Source organism: Caulobacter sp. FWC2 (genome assembly GCF_002742625.1).
In the GTDB taxonomy this organism is placed as follows: domain Bacteria; phylum Pseudomonadota; class Alphaproteobacteria; order Caulobacterales; family Caulobacteraceae; genus Caulobacter.
Genome location: NZ_PEBF01000001.1, coordinates 2,373,476 through 2,399,012 on the forward strand (window position 1 = coordinate 2,373,476; position 25,537 = coordinate 2,399,012).

At 67.0% G+C, this 25,537-nt stretch carries 27 protein-coding genes; 13 read left to right on the forward strand and 14 right to left on the reverse strand.

What is annotated here, in order from left to right; all coding sequences use genetic code 11:
- Complete coding sequence (gene cobS, locus CSW62_RS11370; protein ID WP_099577850.1) at positions 1-756, forward strand: adenosylcobinamide-GDP ribazoletransferase; 756 nt, start codon at positions 1-3, stop codon at positions 754-756.
- Entirely contained in the window at positions 753-1,232 is a 480-nt protein-coding gene (locus tag CSW62_RS11375) for a tyrosine phosphatase family protein (RefSeq protein ID WP_099577852.1), read from the forward strand. Before cobS ends, CSW62_RS11375 begins: the two co-directional genes overlap by 4 nt.
- A 1-nt stretch (position 1,233) precedes the next feature.
- Here CSW62_RS11375 and CSW62_RS11380 read toward each other — a convergent pair whose 3' ends face one another.
- From CSW62_RS11380 to CSW62_RS11390, 3 genes are all read right to left on the reverse strand, one after another.
- Positions 1,234-1,824 (reverse strand): DUF2939 domain-containing protein, encoded by a 591-nt coding sequence (locus CSW62_RS11380; RefSeq protein ID WP_099577855.1) that lies wholly within the window; start codon positions 1,822-1,824, stop codon positions 1,234-1,236.
- Positions 1,825-1,872: 48 nt separating this feature from the next.
- Positions 1,873-2,931, reverse strand: a complete 1,059-nt coding sequence (locus CSW62_RS11385; protein ID WP_099577857.1) for an alginate lyase family protein — start codon at positions 2,929-2,931, stop codon at positions 1,873-1,875.
- Between the two features lie 141 nt (positions 2,932-3,072).
- On the reverse strand, positions 3,073-3,453 hold the full coding sequence (locus CSW62_RS11390) for a hypothetical protein (protein ID WP_099577859.1): 381 nt from the start codon (positions 3,451-3,453) through the stop codon (positions 3,073-3,075).
- Positions 3,454-3,862: 409 nt separating this feature from the next.
- Between CSW62_RS11390 and CSW62_RS11395 the strand changes: the two genes are divergently transcribed.
- Entirely contained in the window at positions 3,863-4,027 is a 165-nt protein-coding gene (locus CSW62_RS11395; protein ID WP_233206661.1) for a hypothetical protein, read from the forward strand.
- On the forward strand, positions 4,024-4,209 hold the full coding sequence (locus CSW62_RS11400; protein WP_099577861.1) for a hypothetical protein: 186 nt from the start codon (positions 4,024-4,026) through the stop codon (positions 4,207-4,209). Before CSW62_RS11395 ends, CSW62_RS11400 begins: the two co-directional genes overlap by 4 nt.
- A gap of 4 nt (positions 4,210-4,213) precedes the next feature.
- Here CSW62_RS11400 and CSW62_RS11405 read toward each other — a convergent pair whose 3' ends face one another.
- From CSW62_RS11405 to CSW62_RS11415, 3 genes are all read right to left on the reverse strand, one after another.
- Positions 4,214-4,411 (reverse strand): hypothetical protein, encoded by a 198-nt coding sequence (locus tag CSW62_RS11405; protein WP_099577863.1) that lies wholly within the window; start codon positions 4,409-4,411, stop codon positions 4,214-4,216.
- A 62-nt stretch (positions 4,412-4,473) separates the two neighbouring features.
- Positions 4,474-5,289: a transglutaminase family protein gene (locus CSW62_RS11410; protein ID WP_099577865.1), complete on the reverse strand. Its 816-nt coding sequence runs from the start codon at positions 5,287-5,289 to the stop codon at positions 4,474-4,476.
- A 15-nt stretch (positions 5,290-5,304) separates the two neighbouring features.
- Positions 5,305-6,267 carry a transglutaminase family protein gene (locus CSW62_RS11415; RefSeq protein WP_099577867.1) on the reverse strand — a complete coding sequence of 321 codons (963 nt, stop codon included), beginning with the start codon at positions 6,265-6,267 and terminating at the stop codon, positions 5,305-5,307.
- Here CSW62_RS11415 and CSW62_RS11420 point away from each other — a divergent pair.
- The 3 genes from CSW62_RS11420 (at position 6,267) to CSW62_RS11430 (ending at position 8,214) form a co-directional block, all read left to right on the forward strand.
- Positions 6,267-7,055, forward strand: coding sequence for an N-formylglutamate amidohydrolase (locus tag CSW62_RS11420; RefSeq protein ID WP_199170574.1), 789 nt, complete (start codon positions 6,267-6,269; stop codon positions 7,053-7,055). The genes CSW62_RS11415 and CSW62_RS11420 overlap by 1 nt on opposite strands.
- A gap of 54 nt (positions 7,056-7,109) precedes the next feature.
- Entirely contained in the window at positions 7,110-7,454 is a 345-nt protein-coding gene (locus CSW62_RS11425) for a CsbD family protein (RefSeq protein ID WP_099577869.1), read from the forward strand.
- Between the two features lie 238 nt (positions 7,455-7,692).
- Positions 7,693-8,214 carry a hemerythrin domain-containing protein gene (locus CSW62_RS11430; RefSeq protein ID WP_099582257.1) on the forward strand — a complete coding sequence of 174 codons (522 nt, stop codon included), beginning with the start codon at positions 7,693-7,695 and terminating at the stop codon, positions 8,212-8,214.
- A 72-nt stretch (positions 8,215-8,286) separates the two neighbouring features.
- Here CSW62_RS11430 and CSW62_RS11435 read toward each other — a convergent pair whose 3' ends face one another.
- On the reverse strand, positions 8,287-9,192 hold the full coding sequence (locus CSW62_RS11435; RefSeq protein ID WP_099577871.1) for an NAD(P)/FAD-dependent oxidoreductase: 906 nt from the start codon (positions 9,190-9,192) through the stop codon (positions 8,287-8,289).
- Between the two features lie 15 nt (positions 9,193-9,207).
- On the reverse strand, positions 9,208-11,403 hold the full coding sequence (locus CSW62_RS11440; protein WP_099577873.1) for a catalase: 2,196 nt from the start codon (positions 11,401-11,403) through the stop codon (positions 9,208-9,210).
- A 135-nt stretch (positions 11,404-11,538) separates the two neighbouring features.
- Between CSW62_RS11440 and CSW62_RS11445 the strand changes: the two genes are divergently transcribed.
- On the forward strand, positions 11,539-13,167 hold the full coding sequence (locus tag CSW62_RS11445) for an ABC-F family ATP-binding cassette domain-containing protein (RefSeq protein WP_099577875.1): 1,629 nt from the start codon (positions 11,539-11,541) through the stop codon (positions 13,165-13,167).
- A 12-nt stretch (positions 13,168-13,179) separates the two neighbouring features.
- On the opposite strand, the gene CSW62_RS11450 is transcribed toward CSW62_RS11445, so the two are convergent.
- Complete coding sequence (locus CSW62_RS11450; protein WP_099577877.1) at positions 13,180-14,394, reverse strand: FAD-binding oxidoreductase; 1,215 nt, start codon at positions 14,392-14,394, stop codon at positions 13,180-13,182.
- Positions 14,395-14,939: 545 nt separating this feature from the next.
- Between CSW62_RS11450 and CSW62_RS11455 the strand changes: the two genes are divergently transcribed.
- Positions 14,940-17,258, forward strand: coding sequence for an alkaline phosphatase family protein (locus CSW62_RS11455; RefSeq protein ID WP_199170575.1), 2,319 nt, complete (start codon positions 14,940-14,942; stop codon positions 17,256-17,258).
- Positions 17,259-17,320: 62 nt separating this feature from the next.
- On the opposite strand, the gene CSW62_RS11460 is transcribed toward CSW62_RS11455, so the two are convergent.
- Positions 17,321-17,686, reverse strand: coding sequence for a helix-turn-helix domain-containing protein (locus CSW62_RS11460; protein ID WP_099582259.1), 366 nt, complete (start codon positions 17,684-17,686; stop codon positions 17,321-17,323).
- A gap of 391 nt (positions 17,687-18,077) precedes the next feature.
- On the opposite strand from CSW62_RS11460, the gene CSW62_RS11465 reads away from it, so the two are divergent.
- The 4 genes from CSW62_RS11465 to CSW62_RS11480 all read left to right on the forward strand — a co-directional run bounded on the left by CSW62_RS11465 (position 18,078) and on the right by CSW62_RS11480 (position 23,022).
- Positions 18,078-21,029 (forward strand): LodA/GoxA family CTQ-dependent oxidase, encoded by a 2,952-nt coding sequence (locus CSW62_RS11465; RefSeq protein WP_099582260.1) that lies wholly within the window; start codon positions 18,078-18,080, stop codon positions 21,027-21,029.
- Positions 21,030-22,163, forward strand: a complete 1,134-nt coding sequence (locus CSW62_RS11470) for an NAD(P)/FAD-dependent oxidoreductase (protein WP_099577879.1) — start codon at positions 21,030-21,032, stop codon at positions 22,161-22,163. It begins immediately after the preceding gene.
- A 9-nt stretch (positions 22,164-22,172) separates the two neighbouring features.
- Positions 22,173-22,652, forward strand: a complete 480-nt coding sequence (locus CSW62_RS11475; protein WP_099577881.1) for a lasso peptide biosynthesis B2 protein — start codon at positions 22,173-22,175, stop codon at positions 22,650-22,652.
- Between the two features lie 73 nt (positions 22,653-22,725).
- Positions 22,726-23,022 carry a hypothetical protein gene (locus tag CSW62_RS11480; RefSeq protein WP_099577883.1) on the forward strand — a complete coding sequence of 99 codons (297 nt, stop codon included), beginning with the start codon at positions 22,726-22,728 and terminating at the stop codon, positions 23,020-23,022.
- Positions 23,023-23,032: 10 nt separating this feature from the next.
- Here CSW62_RS11480 and CSW62_RS11485 read toward each other — a convergent pair whose 3' ends face one another.
- From CSW62_RS11485 to CSW62_RS11500, 4 genes are all read right to left on the reverse strand, one after another.
- The gene (locus CSW62_RS11485; protein ID WP_099577885.1) at positions 23,033-23,572 is read right to left on the reverse strand and encodes a GNAT family N-acetyltransferase; all 540 of its coding nucleotides are present in this window, start codon (positions 23,570-23,572) and stop codon (positions 23,033-23,035) included.
- Between the two features lie 91 nt (positions 23,573-23,663).
- Positions 23,664-24,200: a phage tail protein gene (locus tag CSW62_RS11490; RefSeq protein ID WP_099577887.1), complete on the reverse strand. Its 537-nt coding sequence runs from the start codon at positions 24,198-24,200 to the stop codon at positions 23,664-23,666.
- Between the two features lie 14 nt (positions 24,201-24,214).
- Positions 24,215-24,769, reverse strand: coding sequence for a phage tail protein (locus CSW62_RS11495; RefSeq protein ID WP_099577889.1), 555 nt, complete (start codon positions 24,767-24,769; stop codon positions 24,215-24,217).
- Between the two features lie 57 nt (positions 24,770-24,826).
- Positions 24,827-25,381, reverse strand: a complete 555-nt coding sequence (locus CSW62_RS11500; RefSeq protein WP_099577891.1) for a phage tail protein — start codon at positions 25,379-25,381, stop codon at positions 24,827-24,829.
- Between the last annotated feature and the right edge of the window lie 156 nt (positions 25,382-25,537).

Below are 25,537 nucleotides of genomic sequence, written 5' to 3' on the forward strand. Positions count from 1 at the left end.
ATGGGCTGGCTCGCGCATCAGGTTCGGCTGCTGCTCTGCGCGGTCCAGTTCCTGACGCGTGTCCCGACGCCGACGCTGAAGGCCTTCGCCCCCGACTGGATCACCCGCTCGGCCCGGTACTTTCCGCTGGTCGGGCAGGGCGTTGGGGTGGTCTGCGCCGGGGTGCTGCTGATCGGAGAACATCTCTGGAGCGCGCCGGTGGGAGCGATCCTGGCCATTGCTGTGGGCCTGCTGATCACCGGCGCCTTCCATGAGGACGGCCTGGCCGACACCGCCGACGGCCTGGGCGGCGGCCAGACGCCCGCACGGCGGCTGGAGATCATGAAGGACAGCCGCATCGGGACCTATGGCGTCTGCGCCCTGTTTGGGGTGCTGGCGCTGAAAGTCGCCGTGCTGGCCGGAACGCCTGCCGCCGCCGTCCTGCTGCTCGCCGCCCACGGCCTGGGCCGCGCCGCCGCCGTCGCAGTCATGCGCTTGACGCCCTATGCCCCGAGCGGCGAGGCCGGCAAGTGGAAGCCCGTGCCGCAAGGCGTGCGGACGGGCGAGGTGATCGTCGCCCTGCTGATCGCCGCCTGGCCGCTGGCCCTGCTGCCGCCCGGCGCGATCCTGGCCGGCCTCGCGGGCGGCGCGCTGCTGGCCGGCTTGCTGACCCTGACCGCCAGGCGGCTGATCGGCGGCCACACCGGCGATGTGCTGGGGGCGGTCGAGCAGGTGTTCGAGCTGGGCTTCCTGCTCGGCGCGGCGGCGCTGGCATGAGGTTGCTGGTCGGTCCGATCTCGGCGGTCGGGCGGTTGGCGGGCCGGGCCGATCATGTGCTGTCGCTGATCTCGCCCGACGCCGAAGCGCCGGCCTTAACGCAGCCAAGAACCCTCTTGCGTTTCAATGATATCGCCGAACAACGTGAAGGCTTGATCGCCCCCTCGGCGGCGATGGTCGAGACCATCCTGACGCTCCGCGAGACGCCCACGCTATTGATCCACTGTTTCGCTGGCGTCAGCCGCTCGACGGCGGCGGCCTATGTCCTGGCGTGCGCCAAGCGGCCGGCCGGCGAGGAGCAGGCGCTGGCCACGCAGCTCCGTTCGCTCAGCCCTGAAGCCACGCCCAACGTCCTGATGGTGGCGCTGGCCGACGTGATCCTGGATCGCGGCGGCGCCATGACCCGCGCCATCGCGGGTATCGGACGGGGCGTCGACGCCTATGAAGGCGCCGTAATCGACTGGCGGCTGGACTAGCCTAGACCAGGCCCGGCAGCTCGATCTTCACCAGCTTCCACTTGAACAGACCACGACGCTCCAGCACCAGGCCGAACGGCTCCTGAGCGCCGTCCTTGGGGTCGCGATAGGTGGCGCGGAAGTGATCGAGGTCCAGGTAGCCGTAGTGGACCTCGGTGTCGGACTTGGCCTTGGGCTTCTTAGCCTCTGGCTGGGCCTGCTCGACGACCGGAGCGCCCGGCGTGGCGCTGATGCTCTTGGGCGGTTCGTTGGTCGCCACCATGTTGGCGATGGCGTCCGGGGTCGCATAGGTCTCGACGGCCTTGTCGACGACGCCAACCAGCAACATCTGGCCGAAAGCGGCGAACGGGTTGTCGCGCAGCTTGGGGTCTTCCTCCAACTTGCGCGTCATGCTGGCCTTGAGCTGGCTCTTCAGGTTCTCGCGCACGGCCGGAAAGTCGACCGCGCTCTCCAGGCCGGCCTTGTCGCCGGCCTTGGCCGCCGCCGTCAGGCCCTGCAGAGCGAGGATCGGCGAGGCCAGATAACCGGCGATCAGCGCCGCCACCAACACAGCAGCGCCGGCGCCAATCAAAATACGCTTCGAACGAGTCATCGAGTCCTCCTGGCCAGGATCAAGTCAGGCGGGGGGACCGGGGTCAACCTAAGGCCGCGAGGCGCGCAGGATATCGGTCCAGGGCGCCGGCTTCTTGCCCGTGCGCTTCACCAGGTCGTCGCGCAGCGGCAGGTACCTGGCGTCCAGCAGGCTGGCCAGGGTGTAGGTGCTGACGCCGTTGGAGACGTCCCAGTCGTGCGCCGCATATTCCTTCTGGCCGGAATTGGCGCGGTCGCGGTCGAACTGGATCTTGGAATTGACGAACTCGCTGTGTGTCTTCTCGCCCCGCGCGAAGGCCGCCAACCAGTCCAGCGAATGGGGCAGGCTGGACCCAGTCGGGCTCTTCCAGCTGAACCAGTCCTCGCCATGCGCCTGGGCCGCCAGGGCGGCCATCATCAGCGGGTCGAGGTTGTAGGTCACGTAGTGCAGGGCGTCGCGCTCGTGGAAATCATAGGTCGAGCCGTCGGCATAGAGGTTGACGCCGATCTGCTTGCGGAAGGCCTCGCGAGCGCGAGCGATCAGCTTGGCGTCGCCGGTCTGGTAGGCGGCCAGGGTCGCCATCTTGATCCTGTGGCTCTGCCAGTTGGTCTCGGCGTGCGTCGGGCCGGCGTCCATGGCGTCCAGATAGCCGACCGCCATCCTGCGCCAGAAGGCGTCGACCTTGGCGCGGATCGGGGCTGGCAGGTCGCTCTCCGTCAGGTCAGTGGCCATGACCAGGGTGTCAAAGCCGGTCTCGTCGATCGGGTTGAACGAGATCTGATAGATGTCGGCCCAGTTCTCGAGATAGCGGCTCGCAGTCTCCAGGAACCTGCGGTCGCCGGTCAGGCGGTAGGCCAGCGCGGAGTTCAGCACGATCGGCTGGTCCTCGCGGGCCTTGATGCTGATCTCGCGGATGCCCTTGCCGGGCAGGGTGCCCTCGGTGTGCGCATGGGGGATGGCGCCGGGCGGACGATCCAGGGTCGCGACGGCGCGCGAGACGATGGCTTCCCTCAGCGCCGGCGACACCGCGCCCTTGCCATAGTTCGGGCCGAGCAGACCGTAGTCGGCGGCGTGCGCGGCGGACGCGACGGTCATCAGGGCGCACGCGGCGAACCATGCGGTCTTCATAGGAGCCTCCCAAGCCTTACTGGTCGCCACGCTGCTCGCGGCGTTGAGCAAAGATATCTGGCCAATCAGGAGGCTTGTCAATTATTGGTCATGTCAATTGTGCCGAGTGGTCCGACCGAGACCGATGACGCGCCGCCCGTCTTAGGTCGGGTCGTCGAGCGGCTCGGCGCGGCGCCAGGCGCGGACCCCAAAGTCCACGCTCCACAACGCCGCCAGGATGGCCGAAACGATGAGCAGGGTGTTGAAACCGCGCGCAAGCAGCAGGCGTTGGTCCACCGCCTTGACGGCGGGGAGGGTGGCGCAGTCGCCTTCCGTCCTCGCCGGCGACGGATATTTCTGGGCTTGCCGTTGGGCCAGGCGCTCACTGGTGGCGCGCACCTCGACGCACCGCGTCCAGTCGTCGCCGGGGGCGATCACGTAGGATTTCAGGGGCGGATCGAGCAGGAGATCCGCGACCGAAAACCCGACGGCGCCGACATAGGCCGCGGCGCACAGCGCGAGAAAAGGGCTTCGTTTGATCATGTCGGCTATCCAATTCTGCAGGCGGCGGCGAAGCGCGGAGATCGTCGTCCGGGCCTGAGCCGTGGCGGTCGATCATGATGAGGGGAGTTCGGTGTCCCGGCTTCGGGACCTTGGGACCGTCCCGTTGGGACCCTGTCCGAATGGCGTGACTGCGCGCCGCGTGAAAATCCTAGCACGGACCGTCGCCTGGACGGGAATGATTGCGACATGGGGAGCCATCGCCCCCGCGCCGCGCTATCCTATCCAGGCCACGGATCAGCCCGCGCCATGCGGAATCGTCGGCCCGAAAGGACGTCATGTCCGCCATCTCGAACAATCCAGCCCACAAGTCCGCGGCTCCGGCGTCTCGATGAGTCCGTGGAGAGCGTTGCTGGCGAGCTTTGGCGCACGCCGGGCGTCGCCGCGGGAGGTGCGGGCCGAAGCCTTCTTCCTGGGCAGCCGCCACAAGGGTGAGATCCGGGAGGGCGCGGAAAAGGAACTGCTGGCGCCCGACCTCAGTCCCGATCGCGCCGCCCTGCTGCGGGCGGTCATCCGCATGACGCAAGGCCCCGCCAGCCGGGGAACGCGCCCATGACCGACGAAGACGCCCAGGCCCTGCGTCGGGAGAACGCCTATCTCAAAAGTCGCAACGCCCAGCTGCAGGGCGACGTCACCAGCCTCAGCGGACAGGTCCTGCGCATGCAGCAGGAGCTGGAGCGTTTGAGGGGCCGTCACTCCGGCCACGCGCCCGATCCGCTTGTCGGCGGTCAATCGTAGGCGGCTAGGTCTTCTTGCGATCCGTGGTCTTCAGGAGTTCCGAACCCGCGGCGGTGATCTCCCAGCCCTGCGCCTTCCGCTCCGCCAGGCCGAGATCGGTCAGGACGCGCGCGGCTGCGATGTTAATGTACGGGACCTCTTTGCCCTGACGCTTGCGTTCCAGGTTTTCGAGGGCGTGTTTTTGGGCGTCGGTCAGGGTCATACGGGCACAACGCCCGTCCAGTCGCAAAAGTCCAGCAACATGTCTTTCGCGAGGTTCGAGCCTCAGGTCGCCCCCATGACCTCATCGGTCCTGACGATGAAGCTTTTCAAAAGCGCGGGACCGAACGAGGTGGTGATAGCCGCGTCGGTCGCGTCGCGCCCGCGCGCCATCAGGATGCGGGCGATGCGCGGCGTGTTGTGGCGCGCGTCGAAGGTGCGCCATTCCCCGTCGAGATAGGCCTCGAACCAGGCGCTGAAATCCATGGGCGCATCGACCGCCGGAACCCCAATGTCGCCCAGATAGCCAGTGCAGTATCGCGCCGGGATGTTCATGCAGCGGCACAGGGTGATCGCCAGGTGGGCGAAGTCGCGGCAGACGCCGCGCCGCTCCGCATTGGCCTGCCACGCCGACTTGGTGGCCCGGGCGTGGGCATAGCCGAATTCGATACGCTGGTGGGTGTAGTCGACGATCGCCTGCACCCGCGCCCAGCCGGGTTGGGTTTGGCCGAACAGCGACCAGGCCAGATCGCTCAGGGTGTCGGTCTCGCAGTATCGGCTGCCCAGCAGGAAGACGAGCGCCTCGGGCGGAAGCTCCTCGACCCCGCAGGCGCGGGCGTCGGGCAGGACGGGGTCGGGCGCGCCGCTGTCGCGGATGATGAAATCGGCCGACAGCACCGAGCGCCCCGCCGGCAGCACGACGCGGCTGCAGCGGTTGCCGAAGCCGTCGATATAGGCGTCGATCGGCGCGCCGCTGTCGATATGGATGGTGTCAGGCGTCTCGAGGTCGGCCTCGCGCTCGGGCCGGACATTCAGCATCAGCAGCATCGGCGTCGGCGCCGGGCAATCGTAGGTGATCTCGAAACCAGCTCGGATGCGCATGGAGTGTCCTGACGGCTAACTGGCCAAGGCAACGTCCTCTTGCGCGGGCGGTTGCGCCGCGCGCATCGTCGCGAGCGCGCCGAGGCGATCATGCTCGCTCAGCACCTCGACCTCGACGTCCATGCCCAGATAATCGCCAGCCTCGCCCGTCCAGCCGCCCGATAGCGGCAGGGCCTGGCGAGGATCGCGGGCGATCGCCACGCGGATCAGATCGGCGTTGCCGACGATGCCGTTGGTCGGATCGAACTCCACCCAGCCGCAGACCGGCAGATAGACCCGCACCCAGGCATGGGTGTGTCCGCCGCCGAGCTTGACGGGCAGGCCAGCCGGGCGCGGCGGGCAATAGAGGTAGCCGGAGACGAACTGGGCGGCCAGGCCCAGGGACCGGACCGCCTCCATCATCAGCACCGCGAAGTCTCGGCACGTGCCGCTGCGCCAGGCCAGGGTCTCCGTCGGGCTCTGCGCCGCGCCATGCAGGCGCGTGGCGTAGCGGAAGTCGCTGTAGATGGCCTGGGTCATCTCGGCCAACAGGGTCTGAAGGCTGGTGCGGCCCTCATGGCGCAGGAAGCTGCGCGCCCAGCGTTCCAGCGCGCCGTCTGGATCCGGATGCTGCCGCTCCATCGACCGCAGCAGGTCGGGCATGTCCTCGGGGCTGTAGGCGAACGGCATCGAGCCGCCATAGGCCTCGATCTCGCCGTCGACGCCGGCGAAGGCGGGCAGGGGGCGATGATCCAGCGTCACCCGGCTCTCGAAGGACAGCTCGCGGGCCCGCTCGCCGAAGCGCGCGATGGTCACGCAATTGCCGAACACATCGTGGACGTTGCGGATCAGGCTGGGCTCGGGGCCGATGACCAGGTCGGCGCTGACCAGGCGCTGGTCGTAGCTTTCCAGCGGGCGGAACATCATCCGGTGCTCGCCAAACCCGACGGGCTTGCGATAGCGGTAGCGCGTCAGGTGACGGATCGAGAGGATCGACATTGAACCAGCGTGACCTGAGCCGGGACGATCCGTCGATGAGGCTGCTGGTCGCAGGCGATATTGATCCGGTGGCTGTCGATAATCCGGGCGGTTCCTCGCCGTTTCTGTTGCTGGGGGATCATGCCGGTCGTGCGATTCCCCGGCGACTGGGGGCGCTGGGCCTGGAGAATCACGACCTGGCGCGACACATCGCCTGCGACATCGGCGTCGAGGGCCTGGGCGTGCGGCTCGCCGGGCGCCTCGACGCGACCTTTGTGCGCCAGACCTATTCGCGGCTCGTCATCGACTGCAATCGCGCCCTGGGGTCGGAAGGCTCGATCGCGGCGGTCAGCGACGGAACGCCCATCCCCGGCAACCAAAACCTTGATGCGGCGGGGCGTGAAGCGCGCGCCGCCGAGATCTTCACGCCCTACCACGACCATATCGCCACGACCCTCGATCGCCGTGGGGGCGCGACGATCGTCATCTCGCTGCACAGCTTCACGCCTGCGCTCAGCGGAGAGGTCCGGCCCTGGCTCTATGGCGTTCTTCATCGCGGCGACTCCCCCTTCTCGAACGCGGTCCTCGCGGCGCTGAGGGCGCGGGTGGGGGAGGGCCTGGTGGGCGACAACGCGCCCTATGCAATGGACGGCACCGATTTCACCATCCCGCATCACGTTGATCCGCGCGGCCTGGACTATCTCGAACTGGAGGTTCGCCAGGATATTATCGCTGATCCGACCGGACAGGACGCGGTGGCCGAAAGCCTCGCGGAAGTCTTCCAGGCGCTTGTTCAGGAACGCCAATAGCGTTCGCGGATTGAGTTGGCGCGTCGCCCTTCGGCGGCTAACGGAGGATTACCGATGGACGATCAAGTGATGGGCGTCGCCAAGCAGGGCGTCGGCCGGGTTCAGGACGCGTTCGGCGGCTTGACCGGCGACGGCGCCACCCAAGCCAAGGGCAAGCTGAACGAAGCCGTGGGCAGCGCCCAACAGGCCTATGGTCAACTGGCCAGCGGCATGCGCGACGTGGTGGGCGGCGGCCTGGAGACGGTGCGCGGCGAGATCCACGACCGCCTCGACACGGTCGAGAGCTATGTAAAGGGCAAGCCCCTGCCGGCCGTGGCGATCGCCGCGACGATCGGCGTGGTTCTGGGCCTGCTCCTGCGCGGGCGCAGCAAGACCGTCTATTTGCGCGACCCGCGCTGACTTCAGCGTCGCTTCGTACAGATCGAAGGGCCCGGCGTCACGCGCCGGGCCCTTCGCACGTCAGCAGTAAGCCTGACGGCAATCGTTGAACCAGAGCGCATCGCCGATAGTCTTGAGTGTCTAGTATCCGACGCTGCGGCTTCGCGTAACGCGAACGTCTCGCAAGTCATATCCCGTTCGGAACAGTTGTCGCCGGCCTTCGTTGCTTGTCTCAACAAGTCTCATGGAGATCCAGACGATGGCGCAAGCCGCTAAACTCGACGCCGTGGCCCTGCTCAAGGCCGATCACCGCAAGGTCGAGGATCTGTTCGCGAAATTCGAGGCCGCCACGGGCGACGGCAAGAAGAAGGCCCTGGCCGAGCAGATCTGCATGGAACTGACCGTCCACACCAAGATCGAGGAGGACATCTTCTATCCGGCCTGCGAGGGCAAGGTGGAGGAGGATCTGCTGAAGGAAGCCTATGTCGAGCACGACGGGGCCAAGGTGCTGATCGCCGAGATCGAGGCGGGCGGTCCGGACGACGAATTCTACGACGCCAAGGTCAAGGTGCTGTCTGAAATGATCGAGCACCACGTCAAGGAAGAAGAACAGCGCGTCGAAGGCATGTTCAGCCAGGCCCGCAAGGCCGGTCTCGACATGGACGCCCTGGGCGAGCAGATGGCGGCCGAGAAGGCCGAGCTGATCGCGACCTACAAGGCCGGCGGCCTGCCGGTTCCCGAGACGCCCACCCTGGGCGGTACAGCGCTCGCGGGCCACTGATGGTCTTAGGCGACGGCCGCGACGGCCGTCGCCTCGATCAAGGCCAAGGTCATCCCCTCGCCAGAGACCTGTTCAGCGCAGCAGCGGCGCCAGCGCTGCGAGATCGTTGCGCAGGGCGGTGGTCGCCACCCCGGCTTCGCCCATGGCGTGGCTGATCTGATCCAGCCCCAGCACGACGTCGCCTGCGGCATAGAGGCCGGGAAGGCTGGTGCGCTGGTGGCTGTCGACCTTGATGCAGCCCTCCTCGGTGACCGCCGCGCCCAGGGCGCGCGCAAGGTCCGAATGGATATCCGATCCCAGGGAAGGATAGACGGCGTCGAACCGCAGGCGCCCGGCCGCGCAGGTCACGACAAGCCCGTCGCTCTCGAGATGGAAATCGTGAACTGGTCCAGCGAAACGCTTCACCCCGATGGTGTCGAGACGGGTCCGGGCGGCTTCGTCCAGGCCGTCCTCGCCCGTCAGTCCGATCAGGCTGACGTCCGCCGTATAGCCGCGCAGAAACTCAGCCTCCCGGGCCGCTCGCGGGCCTCGGCCGACGACGGCCACGACTTGATCCGTGACCTCGTAGCCGTCGCAGACCGGACAATAGCGTAGACGACCCTGCCGGAGCGCCTCGGCGTGAAGATCATCGTCCATCAGCGGGCGGCGGTTTGTCACGCCGGTGGCCAACAGGACGGCCCGGGCCGAAATCTCACGATCCGCCAGCGTGGCTCGGAAGCCGTCCGGAATGGGCCTCAAGTCCGTGATGCGCCCCGCGACCAGCTTCGTTCCGTAAAGGGTCGCCTGCTCACGCATGCGCTCCAGCAAAGCCACGCCGGATATCCCTTCGGGAAAGCCGGCATGGTTGCGGGTGAGGGGAATTTGCGCCGCGCGGCTATCGCCGGCGTCGACCACCTGGACAGATAGGTGGAAGCGCGCGGCGTAGATCGCGGCGGTCAGGCCGGCGGGCCCGCCGCCGATGATCAGGCAGTCGATCATGCGAGGTCGGGCCGCTCAGGCCGCCGCGGCCGTGGGCTTGGGCGGCGGACGCACCAGCGGCTCGCGCGCCCAGATGCGGCCCGCCGAGGCTGCGGCGATGAAGTCGTCGACGCTGGCGTCGGGCAGGGCGATCAGGCCCGCGTCGTCATCCGGTCCGACGTCGACGATCCCGCCCGCCGCGAACAACGGCGAAGCCGAGGGGAGGTAGCCGATGACCTTGAGGTGGCCATAGGCGTCGCGCAGGAAGTTGACCGCGGCGGCCTCGATCGCCAGTTGCTCGCCGCCGTCTTCAGACGGCAGGATCGCCACCGCGTCGAACAGCACCGAGGGACCGCCGTCGATCTTGTGGTCGACCGGCAGCAGCGCGCCGCTGGCCGTGGTCACGCCATAGATGGTCGGGCCGATGATCTGCAGCTTGGCGCCCGCCGCCTCGACGGCGGCCTTCAGCTTGCCGACCAGCTTGTCGTCGCAGCCGTCGCTGACCAGGGCGCCGATCTTGCGGCCCTCCAGGGTCGGCGCGGCCTTAGCCAGCAGGCTGAGCATGGGCGAGGCGTCCATGTCCTTGGCGGGGATCGGCGCGGGAGCGGGAACGATCTTGCCGGGGAAGCCCAGGCCCTCGGCCACGGACTGGGCCAGGAACGCATCGATGTGGATCAGCCGCGACAGCACCGCCTCGCGGATGCGCGGCGTCACGCACTTGCTGAGCTCGAAGACCAGGGCCGCGACGATGTGGTCCTGTTCGGGCTTGGTCTGGCTGGCGAAGAACAGCCGGGCCTGGGTGTAGTGGTCAGCGAAGGTCTCGGGCCGCAGGCGCAGCTGCTCGCCGGCCTCGGGATTGGGGAAGGTGTGGAAGCCGTTCTCCAGCGACTCGCGGGCCACGTCGGCGCCCAGGCTGGACGGCTCGTAGTTCACCTGGCCCTTGGGCACGCCCATCTGCATGTGGCCGTCGCGCTGCAGGTTGTGGAACGGGCACTTGGGCTGGTTGATCGGGATCTGGTGGAAGTTGGGCCCGCCCAGGCGCTTCAGCTGAGTGTCCTGGTACGAGAACAACCGGCCCTGCAGCAGCGGATCGTTGGTGAAGTCGATCCCCGGCACCACGTGGGCGGCGCAATAGGCCACCTGCTCGGTCTCGGCGAAGAAGTTGTCCGGGTTGCGGTCCAGCACCATCCGGCCGACCACGCGCAGGGGGACAACCTCCTCCGGGATCAGCTTGGTGGCGTCCAGCACGTCGAAGTCGAAGCCGTCGGCCTGCTCCTGGGTGAAGGTCTGCAGGCAGAACTCCCACTCGGGGAAGTCGCCGCCTTCGATGGCTTCCCACAGGTCGCGGCGGTGGAAGTCGGGATCGGCGCCGTTGATCTTCAACGCCTCGTCCCAGACCACCGACTGGGCGCCCAGCTTGGGCCGCCAGTGGAATTTGACGAAGGTGGAGTCGCCGGCGGCGTTGACCAGCCGGAAGGTGTGGACGCCGAAGCCTTCCATCATCCGCAATGAGCGCGGGATGGCCCGGTCGCTCATCGCCCACATGATCATGTGCATGCTCTCGGGCGTCAGCGAGATGAAGTCCCAGAAGGTGTCGTGGGCGGTTGCCGCCTGCGGGAACTCGCGGTCGGGATCCTGCTTGGCTGCATGGATCAGGTCGGGGAACTTGATGGCGTCCTGGATAAAGAACACCGGCATGTTGTTGCCGACGAGATCGAAATTGCCTTGCTGGGTGTAGAACTTGACCGCGAAGCCGCGCACGTCGCGCGGCAGGTCCGCAGAACCCTTGTTGCCGGCCACGGTCGAGAACCGGGTGAACACCGGGGTCCGCTCGCCGGGACGCTGCAGGAAGTCGGCGCAGGTGACGTCGGCGCAGGACTCCAGGCACTCGAAGAAGCCGTGCGCGGCCGAGCCGCGGGCATGGACCACGCGCTCGGGGATGCGCTCGTGGTCGAAGTGCATGATCTTCTCGCGCAGGATGAAGTCTTGCAGCAGCACCGGGCCGCGCGCGCCGGCCTTCAGCGAGTTCTGGTTGTCGGCGATCGGGACGCCCTGGTTCGTGGTCAGCTGGGTGGCAGGACCGTCGCTCTGCTGGTGCGTCTCGCCGCCCGGCGCAACCAGGACCTCGCCCTCGGTCGACGGACCGGCGGGCTGGGGGACCTTCGCGTTGATGGGGGGCTTGGCGCCGTCGCGCGGGGCCGTCTTGGCCTTGGGTTTCGCCGGGGTGGCCATGAGCGTCTTCCGATTGTTTGGATGTGGGAGGCTAACGCCGGCCGGAAGACGAGGTTGCGGTCGCCAAGTCGACACAGGACAGAAGCGCGGCGCCAAGGCTGGCGTTCTGGTCGCAAGCGCGTTAGCAGACCGCCCATGATCCGCCTCGACAATATCTCCAAGCAGAACGGCCACCAGATCCTGTTCATCGAAGCCTCGATGGGCATTCAGAAGGGCGAGAAGGTCGGCCTCGTCGGTCCGAACGGGGCCGGCAAGACGACGCTGTTCCGAATGATCACCGGCCAGGAACAGCCCGACGACGGGCTGGTCTCGATCGATCCCGGCATGACGATCGGCTATTTCAGCCAGGACGTCGGCGAAATGGCGGGCCAGAGCGCGGTCTCCGCCGTGATGGATGGCGTCGGCCCCGTCAGCGCGCTGGCCGCCGAGATGGCCACGCTCGAGGCGGCCATGGTCGATCCGGACCAGGCCGACGCCCTGGACGCCGTGATGGAGCGCTATGGCGAGGTTCTGGAGCGCTTCCAGGAGCTGGACGGCTATGCGCTGGAGGCGCGGGCGCGCGAGGTGCTGGCCGGCCTCAGCTTCAGCCAGGAACGCATGGACGGCGACGTCGGTCTGCTGTCCGGCGGCTGGAAGATGCGCGTGGCGCTGGCCCGCATCCTGCTGATGCGCCCCGACGGCATGCTTCTGGACGAACCCTCCAACCACCTGGACCTGGAAAGCCTGATCTGGCTTGAGGCGTTCCTCAAGAACTATGAGGGTGCGCTGCTGATGACCTCGCACGACCGCGCGTTCATGAACCGCATCATCGGCAAGGTGGTGGAGATCGACGGCGGCTCGCTGATCACCTATTCGGGCGATCTGGACTTCTACGACCAGCAGCGCGCGCTGGGCGAGGCGCAACGCCAGGCGCAGTACGAGCGCCAGCAGGCCATGCTGGCCAAGGAAATCAAGTTCATCGAGAAGTTCAAGGCGCGCGCCTCGCACGCCGCCCAGGTCCAGAGCCGGGTGAAGAAGCTCGACAAGATCGAACGCGTCGAGGCCCCGCGCCGCCGCCAGTCGGTGCAGTTCGAGTTCCAGAGCCCGCCCCGGTCGGGCGAAGACGTGATCAACCTGCGCGATGTCCATAAGGGCTACGGCGCGCAGCCGATCTATGAAGGCCTCGACTTCCTGGTGCGCCGCAAGGAGCGCTGGTGCGTCCTCGGCGCCAACGGGGCCGGCAAGTCGACGCTGCTGAAACTGGTGGCCGGCGCCACCGCGCCCGATCAGGGCAAGGTCAATATCGGCGCCAGCGTCAAGATGGGCTATTTCGCCCAGCACTCCATGGACCTGCTGGACGGCGAAGAGACGATCTTCGAGTCTCTGGAAAGCTCGTTCCCGCAGGCGGGGCAGGGCGCGTTGCGCACCCTGGCCGGCTGTTTCGGGTTCTCCGGCGACGATGTCGAAAAGCCCTGCCGCGTCTTGTCGGGCGGCGAGAAGGCGCGCCTGGTCATGGCCAAGATGCTGTTCGATCCGCCGAACCTGCTGGTGCTGGACGAACCGACCAACCACCTCGACATGGCGACGAAGGAGATGCTGGTCGCGGCCCTGGCGGACTTCGAGGGCACCATGCTTTTCGTCTCGCACGACCGCCACTTCCTGGCGGCCCTGTCGAACCGCGTGCTGGAGCTGACGCCCGAGGGTGTCCACCAGTACGGCGGCGGCTACACCGAATATGTCAGCCGCACGGGCCAGGAAGCGCCTGGACTGCACCCGGGCGGGTAGGGGCGTCTCAAGTCACGACCTGTAGAGATCCGCGTCCGGGTCTTTCTCGCCCCGCACCTCCGCCGCGACGACCTGCGAGGCGATGACTGAATAGGTGATGCCGTTGCCGCCAAAACCCATGACGGCCCAGGTGTGCGCCATGCCCTCGACCGGCCCTATGCTGGGCAAGCCCGTCGCGCTCTCGCCGAAGGCGCCGGCCCAGCCGTAGTCGATCTTGAACGCCACGTCGGGCAACAGCCGCTTCAGCTTGGTGGCGATGATCTCGCACTTTCGCTCCAGCTTCGCCTTGTCCTGGTGCGCGGTGGCGGAGGCTTCGTCCTCACCGCCGACAATCAGGCGGCCATCGCCGCCCATGCGCAGATAGAGGTATGGATCGGACGCTTCCCACACCAGCATGTCCCGCAGCCAGGCGGGACAGCGCTGACGCGGCTCCGAGGCCATCGCCCAGGTCGAGATGATCTCCGCACCCGGGGTCGGAACGCCCTTGGGGAATTCGTATCCGCAGCAGAACACCAGCGACTTGGCCCGCACCGCATGACCCGCGTCGGTCAGCAGCGTCACGCCGTCGGGATCGCTGACAGCCGTCAGGACCTCGACGGGCGACCAGACCTTCGCGCCACGCGCCTGAGCGCGTCTCAGCAGCCCAGCCGCCAGTCGGGCCGGGTCGCCGCTGGCCGAACCGCTTGAGAGGATGGCTCCGGTTCGATCCACGCCGAAGCGTTCGCGCAGGGTCGCTGAATTCAGATAGCGGCTATCCAATCCGATGCCCGCGCGCGCTTCCGCCTCGGCCTCCAGCGCGCGATGGCCGTAGGCGTCGCCCGCCAGGTAGAGTGACGACTTGTCCTTTAGCCCGCAGGGGATGCGCTCTTCGGCCACGATCCCTTTCAGCGCATCCACGGCCTGGCGCGACCTCAGATAGGCCCGCCTGGCGTTCGCCGCGCCGATCTTCTGGGCGAGCGCCGTGAGCGGCAGGTCGATCTCCCATTGCAGCAGCGCTGTCGAGGCCAGGGTCGACCCCATCAGCGGCGCGCGTCGGTCCAGCACCGCGACCGAGTGATCCTTCGACAGCTCGTGGGCCATGAACGCGCCACTGATCCCCGCGCCGACGATGGCCACATCGACGCTGATCGCGGCGGTCAGCGGCCGCGCCGGGACGCCCAGCCCAGGGCTGTCGGCCCAGAGCGAACGGCCCGTCCTGAGATCGCGTTTGATCGTGGCGCCAGTCATCGAGGCCTCCCTGAAGCGGTGGCATAGTTCCTGAGGAAGCTTCGAGTTCCTCCGGCGGCTCGGGAGGATGCGCCGGCGGAGGCGCGGGCAGGGGTCGTCCGTTGAACGCCTCGGCGTATCGAGGAAACTCTGATCGCAAAACGGTAGCCAGTTGCAAAGCTGACGCGAGAAAATCGTGAATACGCGGCGCGGCGCGGTAACTCGGATACTCGCAGATGCGACGCGCCGCGTTGGGAGTCAGCGGAAAAGACATGCAGCTGCCACGGACGGGCCAGACCCGCGGCGCCAGTAGACCCACATCTCGTCTAAGATATATTATCGGAAGAATGTACTGATGGCAGTTACACCAGAGCCGCGCGCCCACCAGACAAACGCCTTATGATTGTTTTTTGTATTTATCCCTTTCCGATTGACTCGCCGAGAGCGGCGCCCCCACCCTTGCTCAGGTCCTAGTCCAAGAACCGCTCGCATGCCGGCTCGCGCCGTCCGCGAAACCGCGCCGTTTGTCGCCATCGGCGCGCCGACGAAATGGGGAACGTCAGGTCATGTCCACGCCGCAAACGGCTCAGGTCTACATCACCAACACCACCGATGGCGTGGCCGCCATCAGCCTGATGCACAACAACGCCGACTACGGTAACCAGCAGGGACAATGGACCGCCCAGCCCGGCCAGACGGTCGGTCCGCTGACGGTCAATTTCAACACCGGTTTCGGTTCCTGGTCGGTGCTGGACTACTGGGCGTGCGAGATCAATGTCACCGGCGGTTCCACCCCGGGCCTCTACGAGAGCACCGGCGTCCTGCAATACAGCGACTGGAAGGAATGCCAGCTGCAAGGTTCGGACGCGGGCCAGAACCTGACCTTCCAGGTCAGCAGCACGACCTTCAACATCAACCTGAAATCCGGCGGGACCTCGACCCCGATGAACCCGGTCGATCGGGTGTCGGCCCAGGTCTATGTGACCAACCAGACCGACGGCGAAGCCACGATCACCCTGTTCCACAACAACAGCACCGACGGCACTCAAAGCGCGACCTGGGTCGCCCAGCCGGGCCAGCAGGTCGGGCCGCTGACCGTCTATTTCCGCCTGGGCCTGAACGTCGGCTGGGTGCTGGACTACTGGGCGATCAAGCTGGCGGTGTCGAACGGCTCGACCCCGGGCCTCTATTCCAGCGTCGGCTCCTGGGCCGTCGCCAACTGGAAGGAATGCCAGCTGCAGAGCGGCGACGTCGGCAAGACCCTGGGCTTCACGGTCAACACCAGCACGTTCGACATCAACGTGGCGTCCGGCGGGACCTCCACCGGCATGAACAAGACCGGTCCCTATACGGCGATCGACAACGTCTTCGTGCTGATGCTGGAGAACCACTCGTTCGACAACATGTTCGCCCTGTCCAAGATCCCGGGTCTGACCGTCGCCACGCCCGCCGATAGCAATATCTATCAGGGCCAGACCTACACCTTCGGCCCCGGCGGCCCATCGGCCATGCCCACCGATCCCGGCCACGAGTTCCCCGATGTGCTGGAGCAGCTTTGCGGCGCGGCGGTCGCCCAGCAGCGCAAGCCGTGGACCGCCTATCCAGCGACCGACAACAGCGGGTTTGTCTCGAACTACGCCACGACGCGGAGCGAGATCACGTCGGACAATCCCAACCTCCCGACCCAGCCCGAGTGGGGCGACGCCATGCTGGGCCTGGACACGCCCTCGCAGCTGCCGGTGATCTATCAACTGGCCACCACCTTCGCGATCTGCGACGCGTGGCATGCCTCGATCCCCGGCCCGACCTGGCCCAACCGCTTCTTCGTGCACGGCGCCTCGTCAGCCGGCTGGGCGGATTCGCCCTCCAGCAAGCAGATCGCCACCTGGGAAGCGCCCGGCTACGGCTTCACCTATCCCAGCGGTAAGTCGATCTTCGACAAGCTGTCTTACAAGGGCCTGCAGTGGCGGATCTACGCCGACCAGAACGGCTCGGTGCTGGGCGGCATCCCGCAGGTCTCGTCGCTGAAGGGGATCACCTATGGGGTCGACACCAACTCGATCGGCAGCTTCGCCTCGGACCTCCAGGGCCCCTATCCGTACGCCTACACCTTCATCGAGCCCAACTATGGCGACGTCTATGGCGGCTCCTACACCGGCGGATCCTCTCAGCATCCGATGGATTCTGTGGCCGGCGGCGAGGGCCTGATCAAGACCGTCTACGAGGCCATCCGCAACTCGCCCGTCTGGCAGCGCAGCCTGCTGATCATCACCTATGACGAGCACGGCGGCTTTTACGACAGCGTCCAGACCCAGGCCGCCACGCCGCCCGACGACGGCGCGCCGCAGGACCTGTCGATCAATTCAGGTGGCTTCCTGTTCGACGTCTACGGCGTGCGCGTGCCGGCGGTGATCGTCTCGCCGCTGATCCCGGCCGGGACGGTGGACCATACGCTGTACGACCATGCTTCGGTCTCGGCGACGCTGAACGCCCTCTACGGCACGGGTTTCATGACCCAGCGCGACGCCAAGGCCAATCCCCTCACCCACCTGCTGTCGCTGTCGGAACCGCGCACCGACTGCCCCACCACGCTGAATAGTCCCGCCGAGGCCATGGTCAGGGCCGCCACGCCGGCCGTGCTGTCGACGGACGATACCTCGCCGCTGCCGGAGTCGGGCAACGGCATCGGCTTCCTGCAGATCCTGGCGAAGACCGACATCGAGCTGACCCGCGGCGATCCCGCCGAGATCGCGGCCATCCAGGCCAAGGTGACGGCCATCAAGACCGTCGGCCAGGCCGAGGCCTATGCGCGCGAGGTGACCGCCAAGGCGAACCTGGCGCGGAGCGCGCTGGACGGCGCGACCGCCGCACCGCCGATGCGATGACGCCAATGCGGCTCAAATGACCGAGCGCCTGCTCGGGATGCGCGGCGTACGGCGGGGCCGGATCAGCGGGGCGCGTCGTCCTCCCCGGCCATCGCCCGCACCAGATTGAGCAGTTGTGAGCGGGCGCTCTTTGACGTTCGCGGCAGCAGGGTCGCGAACTCAAGGCCCTCGGGGGATAGCAGGAAGGCCTGCAAGGCGTGGGCCTGTTCCTCGGCCTGGCGCATGGCCCCGGAAACCTCCTCGGCGTCCGTCGACGGCAGCCCCTCGAAGAACCACGACACGGGGCTCTGCAGCCTCAAGGCCAAGCCATAAAGCTTCGAAGCGCTGATCCGGTTGTGGCCCCGCTCGTACTTTTGCAGCTGCTGGAACGTCAGTCCGACCGCGTTGGCCAAGACCGTCTGGCTCAGTCCCAGCACGCGACGACGCATGCGAAGACGTGATCCGACGTGGACATCGACAAAGTGAGGCGTGACGTCGTCCGACAAAGCGGTGCTCCAGAAGAATGGACTCAATCCTTGGTGGAGATCGAGCTCTTTGCCCCGGTTGAGCAAGCTTCCGCCTACCGGTCTACTAGCTGAAGGTCGTATTGGCCGCGCTTACGATCAGGACACGAAAAACGGCGCCATATAGCGGGCTGTGGAGGCGCGCCTGCGATGAAAGGCGTCAAGGCGACCTCTCCGCTCCTAGCCTCGCTGTCGCCTCAACGGGCGTCGCGGCGCCGCTTCGAAAGGTGGCGCGCCTCTGACGAGAAGATGATGTTGACACAACCAAGAGAAGCATGAACTCCTTTACTGACGTCGATCATCTGGGATGTGGATCATGAGCAGCCAAAACCCGCCGATACCGCCGTGCTTCGACTGTGGTGACGACCCGATCAACCGCCTGATCGAGATGTTCGTCGACATCGCCCAGAAGAAGCGCATCCGCCTGGGCCAGACCCCGGCCGAGCGCCCGGTGTTCCGCAAGCTGCACGGCGCGGCCCACGGCCGACTGGAAATGGTCAAGGACATTCCCGCTGACCTCAAGGTCGGCGTCTTCGCCCACGAAAGCCTGACGGCCTGGATGCGCTTTTCCAGCGACACCTCGCCCACCTCGCCCGACCTCCAGTCGACGGTCGGCATCGGACTGAAGGTGTTCGGCGTGCCGGGCGAGAAAGCCTATGGCGGGGCCGGCGACACGGCCGACTTCATCCTGCAGAACTATCCGGTGTTCTTCGTCGATAACGCGACTGAGATGTGCGAATTCACCTATGCCGGGGTCGTCCAGGGCGACTATCCGACCTATCTGGCCCATCACCCGAAGACCAACCATATCCTCAACGAGATGGCCAAGGTCGAGGGCAGTGTCCTGACCACCACCTACTGGGGCATCCTGCCGTTCGGGGCGGGGCAAAAGCAGGCGGTCAAGTATCGGCTGGATCCCGAAACCCCGCCGGAAAACGTCGCCAATGACGCGCCAGACTACCTGGCCACAGACATGGCCGGCCGCCTGCTGAAGCGCGAATACCGCTTCAAGTTCATGGTTCAGCGCCGCACCAACCCGGCGACCATGCCGCTGGACGAGGCCACGGTCGAGTGGCCCGAAACCGAGAGCCCGTTCATCCACGTCGCCACCTTGGTGATCCCGCGCCAGGACGTCGACGATCGCGGTCAGGCCGCCTACGGCCAGTCGCTGGCCTTCAACATCTTCCGCGTCCCGCCCGAGCAGGCGCCGGTTCCCGAGTCCTCGATCGCCGCGGTGCGCAAGGCCGTCTACGCCGCCAGCGCCGACACCCGCCACGAGGCCAACGGCCAGCCGCTGCGCGATCCGGCCGAGCCGCGTCAGCCGCGCCTGGCGCCGGACACGCCGCCCGACACCTGTGTGGTCAAGGCCGCCATCTATCCGCCGATCGGCATCGCCCGCGTCGGCAACAGCCCGGACGAATGGTATCTCGGCCCGGAAACCCCCGATCCAGAGCCCCTGCCCCGCGGCGCCTATCGCGACAAGCACGGCCGGCTGAAACGCCAGGCCGCTCGCTTCAGGGTCTACGGCGTCAACGCCAAGGGCGAGATCGTGCGCGAGCTGACCGGCGAGCACGACGACGTCCAGATCGACTGGTCCGTCCAACTGGCGAACACCAAATCGGCCTGGTACGGCTTCCAGCTGGCGCTGGACATTCCCGAGGCCGCCTCAGCCCCGCCGACGGTTCTGCGCAACGCCACCATCGCCGATCGCGCGGGCCTGGCCATCACCCCGAAGGCCCGCCACGTCGCCGGGCGCGCCGCCAAGCCCAGGGCGTTCGACGACGGCGAATTCATGGGCGACAAGGTCTATCTCGGCGAGATCTCGACCGACGCCGAGCAGCGCCTGATCGTGCTGGGCGGCCATGGCAAGTCGGCCTCGTGCGATGGCAGCTGGGCCATCACCTTCGCCAACAACGAAGGCTGGTACGACGACATCTCCGACGGTCCGGTCACCGCCAAGGTCAAGCTGAACGGCGTCCCGCTGGAGGTGGTCCCGGCCTGGGTCGTGGTCGCCCCGCCCAATTTCGGCCCGCAGCGCAAGTCGGTGCGCACCATGTGGGACCTGATGCGCGACGTCGCCATCAAGGCCGGCACCCTGCCCGCGCCCAAGCGCCCGTCCTTCACCCACGACATCCTGCCGATCTTCGAGCGGATGGCCGGGTTGCAGTGGGTCAATGCGGGCTTCGCCGCCGGCTTCGGCTGGAACGGCGCCTTCGACTTCATGACGCCGGAAGGGATCGCCAAGCTGGCCGATCCGGGCCCGGCCACCCAGGAGATCCGCCGCGTCCTGTCCAACTCGTTCCGGCGGTTCGCGGTCGACTCCTGGGCGCCGACGCCCTGGCCGTGGCTGTACGGCGACGCCATGGCCATCCCTGCGGCGCCGACGCCGCGCCAGAACGCAGCGCTCAGCGATTGCCAACTGGCCATGCTGGACCAGTGGGCCAAGGGCGATTTCGACGCCGACTACGACCCCAAGCGCGTTCCGCCGACGTCGATCGATCAGGTCCCCTTGGCCGAACAGGGCGAGGTGCTCACCAAGGCGGCGCTGGACTTCTGCCTGGCCGATGCCTTCCATCCTGGCTGCGAGATGACCTGGCCGGTGCGCGCCTCGACCCTGTACATGGCCCCGTTCCGCTTCGCGCACGTGCTGCCCGACTGGGTCGCGCCGAACCTGGGCGAGGTGCTGACCAGCGACGGCATGACCATCCCCAATGGCCCGCTTTACGGCCAGATCCCCGGCGGCATCACGCGGTGGATGGCCGTTCCGTGGCAGACCGACAGCGCCAGCTGTCGTTCAGGCTACGACACCGCCTACGATCCCTACGTGCCCGCCTTCTGGCCCGCTCGCGTCCCCGACCAGGTGTTGACCGAGGAGAACTACGAGATCGTCATGGACAAGAAGCGGCCGCTGTCCGAGCGACGCGCCGCCTTCGCCAACCGCGCCGCCTGGATCGATCCGCTGGGCACGACCAGCTACACCGACCAGATCAACAACATGATCGAGCACTTCGACCATCTGGGCGTGGTCGAGGTGCGCGAGGGGCCGACGGACACCGACGCCTTCCCGGCGGTGATCGAGGTCGAGGACCGCCGCAAGACCATCCACGACGTGATCCCCAAGAACGGCAAGGGACCCCGCAGCCTGAAATCGGCCGCTCACCAGGGCGCCACCCACGCGGGCTCGCCCGGAACCAACCGCCGGGTGGACATCACGGACATCGACAAGTTCCGCCGCTTCCCGTTGGGCCTGCCGGTCCAGTTCAAATAGGTGGAAGTCGTCGATGTTGTCATCGTCGGGGCCGGGCCGGCGGGAGCGACCGCAGCCCTCAACCTGGCCCCATTCTGGCGCGTGTTGCTCCTGGACCGCTGGCCGACACCGCCGTCCCGGATCGGCGAGTCCTTGCCAGGCGCGGCGCGACGACTGCTGACGGACATGGGCCTGTGGCAAGGGTTCCTGGATGATCGCCATGCCCCCTGTCACCACCATCGCGGGGCCTGGGGGGCGGCTTACCCCCATGAGCGCGACGCCTTGGGCAATCCGGATGGCCACGGCTGGCTGCTCGACCGCTCGCGGTTTGAGCGACGTCTGCGCGCCACCGCCATAGCCCGGGGCGCGCGAGCTTGGTCGCCCGCCCGCCCCCTGACGCTCTCCCGGCGCGCTCAAGGGGACTGGAGCCTGACGGTGGCGCGTTCAGGCGCGTCCGCCCAGATCGCGGCGCGGTTGGTCATTGACGCAGGGGGGCGTGGTTCGCGCCTGGTCTCGGCCTTCGCGCGTCGCCGGGTGCAGGATCGTTTGGTCTGCGCGTGGTTGCGCGCCCCCGCTCCCCTGCCCCCTGGCCTTATCCAGATCGAAGCCGAAACCGAGGGGTGGTGGTACGCGGCGTCGACCCCGGACGGCGGCGCGGTCCTGGCGTTTCACACCGACGCGGACCGCGCCGCGTCCCTGGGGCTGGCGCGCGATCGGACGGCGCTGCTGCAAAGGGCCAGGAGCCTGCCGATGCTGGGCGAAGCGGTCTTGGACAGCACCTGGGACCAGGCGCAGTCCGGTTATTGCGCCGCGCACGGCGCGCGCCTGGATCCGCCCTCAGGCCCCGATTGGCTGGCGGTCGGCGATGCGGCTCTGGCCTTCGATCCGCTGTCGGCTCAGGGCCTGTTCAACGCTCTGTACACGGGGCTAGCCGGGGCGGAGGCCGCCGACAGGATGCTACGCGACCAGAGCGCCGCGCACGCCGAGTACGACGCCGACCTGGCCAGCGTGGCCAATGCCTACCAACGCCATCTGGCGGCCTGGTACGATGTCGAGAGGCGCTGGCCGCAGAGTCTATTCTGGCGACGCCGCCACGAAGCCGCGGCCAGCTTGGCGCGCGCGGGCGGGCTCGCCGACACCGCCCGTCTGAGCTAGCCTGCCAGGATGGGAGCCGCCGCGAGCGAGACAGGCAAGGCGCGTGAGCGCGGTGGCGCGCCAGAGCAATGGCGCGCGCGCGGCGCGCGCGCGCGTCTGTTGCTCGAGGCTGCTGTAGAGTTGACCTGGGCCCTGCGACGCCTGCGCAACACCCCCATCGACACCTTGCTGGCCGGCGAGCGCCATCCCGCGACCGAGCGCATTCCCGCGGCCGCCGCGCGCGACCCAAGCGCGTTCGCGGTGGGCTGGGCCCTGACCGCGGCGGCGCGCAGACTGCCGTGGTCGTGCAATTGTCTGACCATGACCCTGGCCGGACAGCGCATGCTGGCGCGCCGCGGCCTCGGCCCTGTCGTTCATCTGGGCTTGCGGCACGGGTCCGACGGTCTCCGCGCCCATGCCTGGCTCGAAGCCGGCGGCGGGGTCGTCAGCGGCGCCGACGCCATGGACCAGTTCACCCCCCTGGTGCGTATCACCCTACCCCAGGCGTAGCCTTTCATGCTCGCCAAAGTATGATCGAAGCCCGACTCGCGTCTTGGCCGAGTCCCGCTTGCGCCGAGGACCCATGCTCGAAACCCTCACCGCCGAAGACTTCGTTCCTCTGATCGGTCAGGTCGTGCGATTTGATCAGCCAGACTACCAGGAGGCCCTTACGGTTTCCGAAGTCATTGTCATTGCGGCTGATCCGCCAGCGGGAGTGCGGCGCGGCTTTATCGTCGTGCTAGAGGGATCCAACCCGGCGATGATGATCAGTCAAGGCATGTACAGTTTCGAGCTCGGCGCGCTCGGGCGCTATGAACTGCTGGCCAATTGCATCGGCCCTGGCGCGAATGGCTTTCGCTATCAGATCGTCTTTGGTTGAAGCCCCTGGGTCAGATGGGCGTGGGAGACTCGACCTTCGCCAGAGCGAGCTCCAGACGCCAGTATGGCGCCACGTCCTCGACCTCGATGAATCCCAGGCGCTGATAGAGGCGTCGGGCGGGGTTGTCGCGCTCGACATGGATGCTGACCTTGTAAGCCCCGAGGTCGCGAGCCTGGGCGACGAGCGCCTTGAGCAAGGCCGCGCCCAGCCCCCGCCCGCGAGCTTGTGGGATCAATCCGATATCGACGATCCGGAAGTCACCCGCGCTCAAGAGGGCATACAGCTTGCCCACCGGCTGGCCGTGCTGTTCAACGACGGCGTAGGCCGCGTCATAGTAGTGGGCGTCGTAGTGGCGGGTCTGGAGCTCGTACTGCTGATGCAAAAAGGCCAGGCGAACCGCATCCGGCCAGCCGGTCACCGCGGTCTCGGCCCAGCGCGATTCAACGTACACCTCGCGCAGGAACGCGCCGTCCTCGGGGATACGCGGCCGAAGGCGCGCTCCAAGCGCGCGCAAATCCGCGGTGAGCGGCGCAATCGGTGTGGTGTCCATCGGGTTCTGGGGCTCGGGCGTGCGGATCTTAGCGTTGAGGCAAGACGGTCGACGGCCTCACCGCGTGGATGAAGACCGTCAACCGCCAGACTTAGGGGCGCTGAGGATAGACACCGGCCCAGCAGACATAATAGCCCATGCCCAAGAACGGTTGGCGGTTCTCGTGGGCCCCGCCTTGACCGTAGGGAGAGATGGTCGTCGCGGCCATGGTCACCGTGGCGCTGGTGTACGGCGCGTAGGCCGCGCCGCCCAGCGGCGTGCCGGTGGGCGGGATATAGGTCGGGGTCGTCAGGTAGTTGTTGGTCGGCGTGGCGGTCTTCTGCGCCGCGGCGCCGGCGGCGAAGGTCAGGCTGTGACTGTGAGGCGGCACGCTGGCGGGAGTCAGCGTCACGGCCTCGACGCCGAATTGCTCGCCGGTCAGGGTTGGGTCGGAGGCGCCCATCGCCACGCGCGAGCGCAGATCAGGCAAGGCGAAGTTGCTTGTGCCGTTACCTCCATACTGCAGCCCGAGAATGCTGTAGAGCGCGGTATATTGCGAGATCGGGACCAGTTGGCCCGCGCATTGGAGCCAATTCTCCGGCGCGAACACGAACGGGAACAGGCGGATTTCGCCGACATAGGCATCCATGGCGATGTTCTCCGTTAGGGTCGGCTCGGGAAGATGCCCGAGGTCGCGATGATAAAGTTGATGGTCAGCGAGGGCATCTGGTTCACATGCGCCCCGTTCATGCCGGGCGATGCGGACAGCGCGCGCGGGTCGAGCGCGCCATAGGTGGGAGCCGGCGTGGCGGTGCTGGAGATATAGTCGACGATCGCACCGGCGGTGTTGGTGGTCGGGGCGGCGAAAACGGCGTTGTTGCTAAGCGTCTTCGTGGTCGCCGGTTGGGTCGACACCGCAAAACCGTGGTTGTGCGGAGGCATGTTCTGCATGGTCAGGGTCACGTTATTCGTGCCGGCCTTTTGTCCCAGGACGTAGGACGACAGGCCCGGGGACTGCCCCTGGCCGACAGGGAGGCGCGTGCGCAAGTCGGGAATCCCGAACGTGTTCACTCCATCTCCGCCCCATTGGGTGCCAAGGAGCACGTAAAGCGCGTCGTAGTTGGAGATGGGCAAAAGGGCGCCATTGCAAATCAGCCAGTCCAAGGGGGCGAAGGTCCCCCCGAACATGCGGATTTCACCCAGATACTGATCCGACATGGGGATCGTTCCTTTGGTTATGATGTCATGCGATCCGGAACCGTTGCGCCGAGGGCGTCAGGGTCTGGAGGGGTAAATTCCTACCAAGGCGATCGAGAAATTGACGGCCGCGTAGGGCTGAATGTTGGGGTGAGCGACACCGCCGCCAATCGGGCCCACGACCTGGCCGTTCAGCACCGCGCTCAGGGCGCTGCTGCCGTAGATCTGGTAAGCGACCGTCGAGGCGGTGTTGTTGGGCACGGTGCTGGACGGCATCAGGTTCGCCGGCGCCGACGCCGTGCCAGTGCTGGTCACCCCGACCACGTAGTGATTGTGCTGGGGCACGGTGGCGTCGGTCAGGGTGACGTTTTCGGCGCCGCCTGTGGTCCCGGTCGCATAGGCCGTCAGACCTGGGGCTGGGCTCACCCCGACAAGCGAGCCGGCCGGCACGCGACTGCGCAGGTCCGGCAGATTGAACGTGGTGGTGCCGTTGCCGCCAAACTGTACGCCCAGAAGCGAAAACAGAGCCTGGTTCTGCATCACTGAAAGGGACTGGCCATTGCACAGCGCCCAGCCCTTGGGCGCCCAGTCAAATCCGAAGAGCCGGATTTCTCCAACGAAGTTTTCAGCCATCGGCACACCCTCCCCGCGACCGAAAGGCCGCTCGCTTTCAATTGGTTGCTTTTCCGGGATTACCCGCCCAACGGGTTTATTGTAGAATCAGAGTTGCCATTGATGCAACACGCGATCATGGATTGTATTGACAATAAGCTGGACCACTTGGCGTAA